Genomic DNA, 12,087 nt, shown 5'->3' on the forward strand with positions numbered 1-12,087 from the left:
TTTAATTAGACTTGAGCTCTAACTTCACTTCTACCGGAGGAAGACATTGCTTATGATCACAGGTTTGGTAATATAACCCGGTACTGATTAGACTTCCCTTTTCCGCCTTGCCTACCACCTTTTGAACAAACCATGCCCCTTCTTCATGGATCAGCACATTGGGATCACTTACGTAACCAATAGGATCGCTACATTTCCACGCTCCTGACTTGACCAGTCCCTGAGGTAGAGTTAGTAAGTTTTCCAGTTGTACATAGGGTGCATTGTCTGGTACATATTGGTAAATGTGCCATTCAGGAGCCATACGAACCTTCACGATGACAGCTAGACTATCGCCTTCGGAAACTAAAGTCGCCTTGAGTGCAACAGGATCACGTTCCGTAGGCTCATCACAAGGAAGCATCGTTATTGCCATAGCAATTTTCTGATCCAAAATCGATTGACTTCTAGTATAAGGAACCAGTACAAAAAATAGGATTAAAAAACTGAAAATCGTTTTCATAGGCTATATGTATCTACCATGAATCTGTAACCATCGGTCTCGGTGAAGAAGAGCTTTTTTCTATTTTTCGAAAGCCAGTTTTCCCAATCCTTGGCCGTTGTAAAATCCTTCGCCGTATAGCGTTTTAATACCCGAAGTGCTAAATCGCTACGGTCTCCTTTTTTTAACATCGCTATACAAGCGTCCAGAAGTCTGACATCATGATTGGAGATCCCTATCTGCTGCACATCTTCGTCTATGACATAGGTAAAAAACTCATTGGGATCACAATACATATAGTTTATATTTTCGTTCATGTATTTCTGATAAGCCTCAGCATCTGTACCAAATTGGTCTGCCCATTTGCCCATTCGTCTTTTTAAAAATGCGTCTAACCCTTCTATTTTTTGATCACGACCTGCGTACTGCAATTGTTGTTCTTCTTCAGAACTCAATTGCTCACCTGATGCCTTTTTTGTATCGAGACGTTTTCGTGTTTCTGCATTCTGCTTATTAAATGCTGTCATCGAGGCCACGTAATCATCATAACTCTCCTTGTTCGTACCAGCAATATTCTCCCGGATGTCATCTGTCGTCGCCATTCGATCATTGTATTTTCGTGCGATAGGAGTCCGTCCTTCAAACTGCGTCATGTAAGCTACGGTATTCACAAATACCTTCTTCCCTTCCTCGGTCATTCCTTCCGGTGATGCTCCAAAGCCCCATAAAAAGAAATTACCATGTCGGCCAAGTGCTACCGCTCCCACATCTTTCTGGCACACTCCACTGGAAATAATCTCCGTATCGGGTGACTCGCTGAATCTATTTCCTCTAGACACTAAACCAATTCGCGCATCTCGTGAGTCTAAATAACCACTTTTATCCACGCGCCACATGGGCAATTCATTTGGAAGGTTTTTCCCAGAAGCATAATGGAATACGCCTTCTGGAGTCGGCTTATTGACAAAGGTTGGTGATACCTTTTCCAAAGGGCCTTTAAAGATAGCATGATTGCTCTTCACGTGGTGAGCGTCTGCATCTAAACACAGGCACAGCCAGTCTATTTTCAAGCCTATAGCGCGCCCCATCTGATCGGATGTGCCGGCGATAAATATCACAGGTTTTGAAAAGTCATCTGGCAGGTACTTTGCCGATTTGTAGACGCGCTTGCCGTCAGCGCCGACTTCATTGACTGCGGGCTCGATTGGTGTCGTCGGGAAGTCGAATATCGTCACATCATAAGCTTCGGAATCCGACGTTTCCCAATCTCTTACATCCATCGTTTTGACTTCAGAGAAGTAACTAGACAACAATTGCCTAAATGCAGGCATACGAATCGGATATTCAGCTTTGAACCCCGCTTCCGACATGCCCCCGGGTCCCATACGCCCCTTGTCCCATGTGGGCATGGGTTTAGACGGATCATAACCTACAAATAAGACTTTAAGTCCCTTGATTGTTGACTTTTGTGCTCTTGCTCCTCCAAACGGGAGGCTAAGGACTAGTATAAATAATAAAAAATTTTTCATAATTAATAGTTTTGTGTCAGCTCCGGATTAAAACTAGTTGCATTCTGCGGAAAAGGATAGATCCACAATGGTGAATTGGGTTTTAACGTATAGGTATCCCCCAAAATAGTTCTTTTCAATGCTGAAGCAAACTCGGGTTCGGTATTCCAGCGCTTCAGATCAATTAGATCTTTCATCGTATTAAAATTTTCACTTCTATGCAACTGCTTCAAGAGAGTAAACACCTCCATCTTACTTGAAGCCGTAGATACAGTATATCTGTCCGTTAGCACTCTTTTCTTCCGAATGTTTTCCAGTTTTTCTTTGGCTTCTGTCAGATCCTCAGCGCGCATTAAGCATTCGGCTTCAGTAAGACGCATATCTATTGATGTAAGACCGGCACCGCTGACCTCCGAAGAGGTTCCTCCTAATGTCCATACTGCTTTTTCGCCAGGCATACCGAAATATGAACCTCCAGAATCCCCTGAAAATGGAATATTGACTTGGGTAGGCATATAATTATAGAGTACCGAATTTGGATCAAACTGTGCCAATAACTCTGGGTAATACCAAGTAAGGTACATAACGGACGGGGTAATAAAGAGATCTTCCTTGCTAGAGAATGTTGGTCTGGCCCAACCTTTTGGATTTGGACTGACACCTGTAACCGGATAGTCGACCAGCATATTATTATGGTTGTCAATTTGGCTATTAATAGCAAGCGATGCTCTAGCAGCGATCAATGCCTGATCAAACTTACGCATAGATAGGTGAACTTTTGCTTGCACAGCATAGGCAAACGATTTGCCTACACGTTGCTGATTTGCACCCTCATTCAATAATGCTTCCAGTTTGAAAGCATTATCAAGATCTTTAAGTATAAAATCATACACCTCTGCTACCGTATACTTTTTTGCCGGCTCCGAAATCACATCCGTTTCCAATACATAAGGTACCCCACCATCCGTAGCAGCTGTAGTAGGATCATAAGCTTTCGCAAATATATTTACAGCAAGATAGTGAAACCATGCACGCAGCACATATGCCTCTGCTTTATAACGATTAGCTAATAATCGATCTCCTTTTGCTGCATCAGCGCGAGCGATGACAGGATTACAAGTCTTTCCGATGACGCTATAAATTGGTTCATAAATATTACAGCTTGGCCTTAACGCCGCACGGTCAATACTTTCATCCCAAAACACGACAGCATAATTAAAGGTCTTGATAGGTTCCTTTTTTAAGATCCCAATATTTAAATTATAAATTCCCGCAGTCAATGGGGCAGTCCTAACCACGGAAAAACCGGAGTAGGGATCATTTAGTAGTAAATCAAGATCACTTGCTGTATTCAACAGGTTTCTTCCCTTAGGTTCAATTTCAGTAAATTTTTCACAACTGCTAAGTGTGCCAACTAAAGCAAAAACTATAACGTATAGTATATTTTTCATCTTTTTGAACTCTTAATTATTAAAAATTAAAGTTAATTCCAAACACATAACTTGTAGGTAGTCGGATACCCACTGTTTCTGGATCAATACCGATCTTATTGCTCTTCCATAACGCAGGAAGATTGTTCATCTGAAAGCGCAGTCTCAAATTATTTAATCCTATTCTAGTCAATGAATTGCGTGGCAGATCATAGCCCAGAACAAAGTTTCTTATTTTTAGAAAATCGGCGGCATGAACAAATATATCAGTAGCGTTTTGGACAGCAGGTTGCGTACCTCCAGAGTTGTTGTACTGCCATATTCCCGGAATATTTGTATCAGTGTTGGTTGGTGTCCAAGCATCCAAATACCAAGACCTAACCGGCGAAGCTGACGGTAAACTATTAATTTGAACTTGATTAGCCCGTAGATGATGTCCACCGTAATACACCATCATCAGATTTAGGCTTATTCCCTTCCAGGAAAATTGATTTTCCATCGCATAAGTGTATTTGGGATCCGCTTGTCCAGTGAAATAAACAGAACCTGGCGTAGCAACTTGGATCCCTACTTCAGGAATAATACGTCCATCTTCCGCATACCAGGATTGTACACCTCTGTCAGTAAGTCCAGCAAACCGGTAAGAAAACAACGAACGTACAGGATAACCTTCTTTGTAGCCAATATTGACAACCTGATAGGCGCTATTGGCTTGAATCTCGACTCGGGTCACTTCATTTTTATTCCACGATGCGGTACCAGAAGTAGTCCAAGAGAACGCGTTTCTGTCTTTCGCACGGAACCAATCGTAAGCAAGAGTTAACTCTACCCCTCTGTTTTTTAAATTGGCCATATTCATTACTAGACTACTGAATCCTTTTGTAACCTCCAGCGTCTGGTTGGAGAAAACTTTCTCACTTTTTTTATCATACCAATCAATGACACCTCTTAATCTAGAATCAAACAACATAAATTCTGCACCAATATTGATTGTACCTGTTCTTTCCCAGGACAATGCTGGATTGCCTGGGCTTTCGATAGTTGCTCGGGGCAGTCCGGTATTAATATTTGTCTGGCCCGTAGTAGCCGTCATATAACTTGTTGCACCTTGATAGATATTTCCAGTATAGCCGTAGCTCGTCCTTAATTTTAATAAATTGATATCCTTATAATGGCTCATAAAACTTTCATGGTGTAAATTCCAGCTGGCACCAAAAGAGCCAAATGGTGAACCTCTAAATTCAGTGGCCAATCCATATACATCGGCAAAGTCTTTACGAATAGAACCAAATACATTGTACCGTCTATCGTAGGTGTAGGTCATGTTGGCATAACCAGACGCATTGCGACGTCTCACCTCTGTTAGGTTGTTTCCTCCTGCATTGAGCGTTATCGCATTATCAATCAATGGTGTAAAAATAAACTGCCTTGCTGGGTAACCAGGGGCATAAAAGCTAGTGTTGTTTATGCTCCAAAGCTCATTATAATTTACATTGGTGGTCGAGTGCGATTGCAGTTGATCGTCCCAGCCTAAGTAAAGATTTCGGTTACCTTTTGAGTTTGTCTCTCTAAATTCAACACCTGCAAGCACATCTATATGGTGGATATCTTTAATAACCCGACTAAAATTCACCTGTCCCCGTGCGGTCCAATAATCACCTTGCATATGTTCTGTCGCCAACCTTCCTCCTGTCTGTGGGAGCATATATCGATACGTTCCATTTGGATTTTGTACAGTATATACATTTCGCATAAGACGCATGACATAGCTATCAGACTCTGTATTATTAATCACGGATTGACGGTTTACCTCATATACATATTGCGTGTTGAATGTCAACCCTTCTAATATTTTAAACAGGAACTCGCCATGATAACGGGTATTTTGTCTCTCGATTTTATGCTTGTTGAGGTTGACTTCATCTAATAAGTAATAATGCATGGGCCTCAAAGCCTTATTGTCTTCTACCCAAGTTGCATAGGGGTTATAGTAATGAGTCCATCCCGGTGAAATATTCGCTTGTGTACCGTCTGGATTAAATAAACTATAATAAGCCGGTAAACTGAATGGGTCCATTATATTTTCCACATAATTACCTCGGCGTTGGGTAGACCGCTGGAATATATTATTTACACTAAAATTAATCGTCAACCATTTTGTCATATCATAGGTCCCTTTATAGAAAGCATTGAGCTGGTGATCCTTGTCAGATATTTTACCGGTATTATCCCCTTTATAGTTGACCACCAAATTAGATTGAAAATTATCGGTCCGGTTTCTTACAGATAAATTATGCATTTGGAGCACCCGTTGTCTGAGTAAATTATCAGCATAATCCTTGGCAAAATTCTGCGTTCTGTATTGTGCTAACCGACTGTCCAGTTCATCTTGCTGGATTAATCCTTTCTTTAGCTGATAATGCGCATACTGAATAGGTGTTGGATTTAAGCCAAAACTCCCTGTACCTTTTAGCGCATTGTCCATTGCTGACAACTGAGCTGCGGCATTAGGCGCTTCGTTATACAACCATTTGAAATACTCATTCTCCTTATCCACCTGCTGTGCTGGGGTCATATACCAATTGTCCGCATAATCAATGTTCTTCTTTTCCCAAACTGTAGTATTTGAAGAAACCTCGATATCAATTTTATTTAAATCTTTCGCCTTTTTCGTAGTTACAATGATAACTCCATTGGACGCGCGGGCACCATAAATAGCCGAGGCTGCCGCATCTTTAAGGATAGTAACGGACTCTACATCATAAGGATTTAAATCTTCATAAGCCATCTCAACAGGAAGTCCATCGACAACTAATAAGGGTCTACTTTCGGCAAATAATGTCCCTGTTCCACGAATCATAATCCGGTCCCCGTATTTTACCAGACCAGCCACACGACCTTCCAGATTATCCATAATATTCGGAGTGAACCTGCTATCCAGCTGATCGGACGTCACCGTAGTAACGGCGCCTGTTGCCCTTTCCCGAGCAATTTTTTGATATCCCGTATTTACGACAACTTCATCAATATCCCCCAGTTTGGCAGATAACACAACGCTCATATTTTCAGTCGCTCTCAGGGTTAAATCATTATATCCGATAGATTTAAATTGCAATGACGCACCTTGTGACACATTCGACAGTGAAAAATAACCACGGTCGCTCGTGGATGTCCCTATTTTAGTTCCGACAATATGCACACTAACACCAGATATCGAATTACCAAGACTGTCACGGACAGTTCCTGACACATTAATCACCTGCTGTTGGATAGGCTGCGAACCAGGCTGTTCATCAATTACAATATTAGGAGCGCTACGTAATACAATATTTTTCCCTTCTTTTTTATAGGTGATATGTTGCCCACTAAAGATATGATCTAAAAAAGGCTTTATAGGCATATTTACTACATTCACTGATATTCGACGTGTCTCAGAGATAATGCTGCTACTTCCGGAAATAACATAACCTGTTTGCCTCTTTACCTCCGAAGCGATTTCTCTGATCGTTAGATTTTTCTTATTTAAGGTTATAGTCTGCGAATAAATGGATGCATTCACATGTACCAGCCCAATCAAAATAAGTATAATGGTAAGTTTCATCACACGTATAAAGTAATGTATTTTCATTATTTTTGCTTTGGTTTGAATAATTCGTTAGTTGATATTTTTTGAGCCATTTGAGGGAGGTGTTGGTCGCACTTCCCTTACTTTTGAGACGCTGGTTCCAAACGTCATGAAGTTCTTATTTTCTTCTATAGAGCTTTATTTGAAATAATTAACTTTCTATCCATCGAAACTTTGTAGTCCAATTTTGCACTTTCCAATAATTGAAGTACTGTAGCCAGATTATCGGACTTATAGGCCTGTCCAAAGAATGTCCCTTTAGGGATTTTTCCTTTATAAACGATATCTAGGTCATACCAGTCACTGATCTCCTGCATAATTTCTGTAAATGGCTTATCATCAAAATTAAACAAACCCGACCGCCAAGATATCGAAGCCTCTACGTCAGTTTCTTTTATAGTCATGCGAGAACCACTTACATAGGACTCCTGGCCAGGAAGAAGAAGGGTGTACTTATCATTTGCACTAGGAGCAACCTGTATCTTACCTTCTAAAAGGCTAGTTCGCTTTGCTATATTGGGATATGCCTTAACATTGAAATGTGTACCTAAAACTTCTATTTTTTGGCCTTCACTCTGCACAATGAATGGCGCTTTTTTATTCTTAGCTACTTCAAAGTAAGCTTCACCTTTTAAATATATCTCGCGTTTACTCCGTCCATACGGTTGAGTAATCGTAATTTCGGATGCTGTATTCAACCAAACTTTGGTACCGTCTGGAAGTGAAAAACTATACGTTTGCCCTTTTGCTGTTGTAGCAGTCAGTTTATCATATTCTACTGATGAACCATCTTCCACCGCACTACCGTCATCATATCTCAAACTACCGTCGCCAATTACTACGCCTTCCTGAAGATCACTTAATGCTATTGTTTTCCCATTGGAAAGCGTAATCGTCGCACCATTTCCCTTTGAGTTACTGATATCTTCTGTTGGAATTGTAGCAAGAACATCACCTACGCCCTGTCGCTTTTGTAAATCGGTATAAGACCACCAACAGAAAAGAAGAATAACCGCTGCCGCTGCTGTAATCCCCATCCGAATGTATACCTTTCGGATACCTGTCTCCTTTTTAACCCTGCTTTGATGAGCTAAATAGGAATCCATCGCTTCTGCAATTCGTTGTGTAGACGATTCTATCTCTTCTCTAGAAACCGCTGTATAACCAGATTTATAGTCATTTAAAAATCCAGCTTCAACAATTGCATTTTCATTGGAGGTACTACTCCCTTCAATATATTTATTAATTAGACTTTCAGCGTTGTCCTTCATCTATTTTTTTGGTTAGCAATACAGAATATAATGGCTGTATACAAGTAAGTCAGCTAACTAGGGCTTAGGGCCTAAAAAATAAATCAGTTTTTACAAAAAAAACAACAATACACTGACAAAGAGACGATTAAAATTACAACGATTGGAGAAGATAAAGCAAAATCGCACTTAGAGGCAACTTGCCTCTTAATATTTTAAGTGCATGATTGATATGATTCTTAACCGTTTTTTCTGACAAATTTAATTTGTCCGCTATTTCTCGATGTGATAGACCCGCATTACGACTCAACTCAAACACCTCTCTCATTTTGTCGGGGAGCTTCGATACTTCCTTTTCAACGAGATTGATCAACTCCTTTTCATTCAAATATTCATCCACACTATAATCAACTTCATTGATAAACTTTTGAAAAATTGACACGTAATCTGATCTGATTTTTTTGTGTGCGACAAGATTTAGGAATTTATAACGTACAGCTGCATACAGATAAGATGATATCGTTCCTTTTAATTCTAATCTTTCGGCATTTTCCCAAAGTGATATAAAAACGTCTTGTACAAGATCTTCGGCTTCGCTTATATCATGGGTCATATTTTTCGCAAATGAATACAGTACCCTCTTATAGCGTTCAAATAGCTCTCTAAACGCTTCCTGATCTCTCTGCCTTAACAGCGACGCTAGCTCACTATCTGTAGTATGACCGTAATTCATAATTATTAGGCTTGCAATATAATGTAAATCTACGTAACTAAAGACTGAAATTCTGTTTTGTAAAAATGCTAAATAGGCAATGAGGTATCGTATCATGGGACTCAAAGGCAAACATTCTAGTCTAATTAACCATTCTAATGATCTCGTTTTTACCATTACTACTACAGCCTACCAACATTATGATATCATTCTAAATCTTCCAAAACTCCTTACAAGAAATCGGGAAAGGGTTTTCGCACTCGAATCTCTTCAATATGCGAAAGTTTTACAAAGAACATCCGGATTTCCAGACAGTGTCTGAATACCTAACATGGTCATTCATATACGAATTGCTCATTATCGAATGATAAAGGATATTAAACTTTTAAACTGAAGATATCTTATTACCTCTCTGGCGTCATAATGTTTGTGGTGATCTCTAGCTATCCTTCTAGCCACCTTTCCTGCCGCCAAAATTCTTGTAGTAGACATAGACGCAAGTGCTCTCACCACTGGTGAGAGAAATCGGCAGAACAAACATTCTACTTATTTTTTCGAAATGTAAAACCATTGATGAAATGGAATTTTATCTCAAGTGTGTAAAACTAGAAAATTACAGTGAACTTGCTTGACAAAGTATTTCAATGAAATGGTTGCAGCTCAAATCTTAACTCCAGAACGAGAAGGAAAAGAGGTATTTTATACAACTCATGATCTGATTCGGATACTAGGAGGCTAATGGTTTAGAATAAAACCAAGTAATACATTAAGTGTATTGACTAACGCAACCAAAACAACAAAATAATACTTAACTTGTAACGTAGACTTATATATTGGATCTTGAAGGCATGACTATAAACAACACGCAGGATTTGTTCTTATTAAAAGATATACTTCCTTTATTTGACTATACACTCAACCCAGATAGTAAATCTATATTAGAGAGACTCTTACAACACCCTCTTTCGTCCGTCGCTGAGATCAAGGGTAGGCAGACTATACTCCAACAGATAATTGATTCTAAACTGCTTTGTGACGAATATGACTACCGTAAGATAGAATATATCGATACGCATCGGTTTCTGTCTAGCTTTCCGCTGGAGGATCTAAACCAACAGGATTATCTGCAATACATCCTCAAAAAGAGAAAGAGAAATACCCTACTGGGGGAATACCAGCAATTGATCTATTTCCTAGCCAAAATCGAACAACAATTAAGAGAAAATCTTGACATCAAAGCTTTTCCAAAACACTACCAGGAAGAGGTTCGATTAATCCTAAACTATTTGCAATCATTCCGACCGAAACACTATAAATCAAAACTCGCTAAGGATAAATTCGGCTATAAATCGATCCAAGAGCTAAACGCAATAGTGTATGAAAAACGTAAAAATGGAGATACCGTTGCCTTCTTTGAAAAGCTTTCTCTTTTTGAGGCCTATATATCAATAAGCAAAGGCATTTGCAAACATGATTTTCACTTCGCAGAAATAGGTAACAATCAATTTCAATTATCTGGATTCTATCATCCACTACTGCAAGCCCCCATCAAAAATGACATTGACATAAAAAATAATGTGGTACTCCTGACAGGAGCCAATATGTCGGGTAAATCAACACTGCTTAAAGCTATCGGACTTTGTGTATATCTCGGTCATCTGGGTCTTGCTATACCTGCCTACAGTGGCTCGATCCCTTTTTATGACAGCATCTCTATACAGATCAATCATAGCGATGATCTGAAAAATGGATATAGTCATTTTATGAATGAGATCATCAAGCTCAAAGATGTAGTACTACAGGCTGATTCAGGCAAACGTTGCTTCGCCATTTTTGATGAACTGTTTAAAGGAACCAACCATGAGGATGCCTTCGCCATAAGTGTGAAAACAATCATAGGTCTTCAGAAATTTAAAACTTCGACTCTCTTTATCTCTACGCATATAGCTGAGTTGAAAAACGAACTAGACCAAAGTCCCATAACTGCCGATGCCTATTACATAGACTGTCAAATACGGGATGAATTACCTGTCTTTTCGTACGTTTTAAAAACTGGATGGTCTAATCTACAGATAGGTCGATTACTGTTCAAAAAAGAAGGTCTAAATGATTTGCTGGACCTCCCCCAGCGCTAATATTATATAGCCAAATGGGCTTCAAGCATTCTCTAAACGCTTTGGAATACAAAGTATTCCAAGATATATTCTATTCGATAAAGAAGGAGGAATAGTGGATAAAAATTTTATCCGCCCAAGTGACCCAAACTTTGTTAAACAAATAAAAAGTAATAATGAAGAAAACAGATAATCCCTTATTTGTAATCAAGTTCTATATCCTTATTGTAACACTCTCATGTTATCCGAACTAAGAAAGACCTAAATCATAGCTATATCCTACCTATTGTTTTTCCTTAGAAGGCCCAATACGTTCTCTTCTTTTTCTACAACATCGGGATCATGATGTATTCACCGAGGGTTACATTTACAAAAAACAGATGCTTTGTAGACGCTTTACACGAATCTTGTAGTCTTTCTGTAGCATTCATTCCCTTTATTTTTAGATTTAAAAATTAGAATTTTGACCTTGATTAATTCTAATAATATGATATTCTTTTTCGGGACACGTTCGACGCAGGTTGCAGCGCACCAGGCTAAAACAAACTGTGCATATTGTCAACAGGAAGCCGTATGGCTTTTCGTCTATCAACATTATTTCCATATATTCTGGATACCTGTATTTCCACTATGGAAATCTACGGTATCAAGCTGTGGACACTGTAAACAGACGTTAACAAAAAAGGCGTTTTTGCCGGAGTTACAAGAAGATTACATCAAGGTCAAACAGCAAGCAAAAACACCTTGGTGGACGTTCTCCTTACTGATTGCAGCAGTACTTTTGGTAGTAGGCTCAATGATCTTAGCTAAATTAGCTTAGTGATGAATCATTAACATCTCTAGGGGCTGTCTCAGAAACCTTTTCCCGACGTCATTGCGCGGAGAAAGAATGACGACAAAGCAATCTGATTATATCAAAAACGTGAATTGTTTTTTAAACCTTTTGAGACAGCTCCCTTTACTAAAT

The 12,087-nt window shown here is 39.4% G+C and carries 9 protein-coding genes; 3 read left to right on the top strand and 6 right to left on the bottom strand.

Going from position 1 to position 12,087, the window contains the following annotated elements; all coding sequences use genetic code 11:
• Position 1: 1 nt before the first annotated feature.
• The 6 genes from CLV99_RS01180 to CLV99_RS01205 form a co-directional block, all read right to left on the bottom strand.
• Positions 2–502 (bottom strand): protein-disulfide reductase DsbD family protein, encoded by a 501-nt coding sequence (locus CLV99_RS01180; RefSeq protein ID WP_133582665.1) that lies wholly within the window; start codon positions 500–502, stop codon positions 2–4.
• Positions 499–2,010 (bottom strand): hypothetical protein, encoded by a 1,512-nt coding sequence (locus CLV99_RS01185; RefSeq protein ID WP_133582666.1) that lies wholly within the window; start codon positions 2,008–2,010, stop codon positions 499–501. The genes CLV99_RS01180 and CLV99_RS01185 overlap by 4 nt, the downstream gene beginning before the upstream one ends.
• A gap of 2 nt (positions 2,011–2,012) precedes the next feature.
• Entirely contained in the window at positions 2,013–3,440 is a 1,428-nt protein-coding gene (locus tag CLV99_RS01190; RefSeq protein ID WP_133582667.1) for a RagB/SusD family nutrient uptake outer membrane protein, read from the bottom strand.
• A 19-nt stretch (positions 3,441–3,459) separates the two neighbouring features.
• Entirely contained in the window at positions 3,460–7,047 is a 3,588-nt protein-coding gene (locus tag CLV99_RS01195; protein WP_133582668.1) for a SusC/RagA family TonB-linked outer membrane protein, read from the bottom strand.
• A 125-nt stretch (positions 7,048–7,172) separates the two neighbouring features.
• Positions 7,173–8,315: a FecR family protein gene (locus CLV99_RS01200; RefSeq protein WP_133582669.1), complete on the bottom strand. Its 1,143-nt coding sequence runs from the start codon at positions 8,313–8,315 to the stop codon at positions 7,173–7,175.
• Between the two features lie 133 nt (positions 8,316–8,448).
• On the bottom strand, positions 8,449–9,027 hold the full coding sequence (locus CLV99_RS01205) for an RNA polymerase sigma factor (protein WP_133582670.1): 579 nt from the start codon (positions 9,025–9,027) through the stop codon (positions 8,449–8,451).
• A gap of 218 nt (positions 9,028–9,245) precedes the next feature.
• On the opposite strand from CLV99_RS01205, the gene CLV99_RS23525 reads away from it, so the two are divergent.
• From CLV99_RS23525 to CLV99_RS01225, 3 genes are all read left to right on the top strand, one after another.
• Positions 9,246–9,374, top strand: a complete 129-nt coding sequence (locus CLV99_RS23525; protein ID WP_394347244.1) for a DUF1016 N-terminal domain-containing protein — start codon at positions 9,246–9,248, stop codon at positions 9,372–9,374.
• A gap of 480 nt (positions 9,375–9,854) precedes the next feature.
• The gene (locus CLV99_RS01220) at positions 9,855–11,141 is read left to right on the top strand and encodes a MutS-related protein (protein WP_133582671.1); all 1,287 of its coding nucleotides are present in this window, start codon (positions 9,855–9,857) and stop codon (positions 11,139–11,141) included.
• 466 nt (positions 11,142–11,607) lie between these two features.
• Positions 11,608–11,940: a hypothetical protein gene (locus CLV99_RS01225; protein WP_133582672.1), complete on the top strand. Its 333-nt coding sequence runs from the start codon at positions 11,608–11,610 to the stop codon at positions 11,938–11,940.
• The last annotated feature ends 147 nt before the right edge of the window (positions 11,941–12,087 follow it).

It is taken from the genome of Sphingobacterium yanglingense, assembly GCF_004363245.1.
Lineage (GTDB): Bacteria > Bacteroidota > Bacteroidia > Sphingobacteriales > Sphingobacteriaceae > Sphingobacterium > Sphingobacterium yanglingense.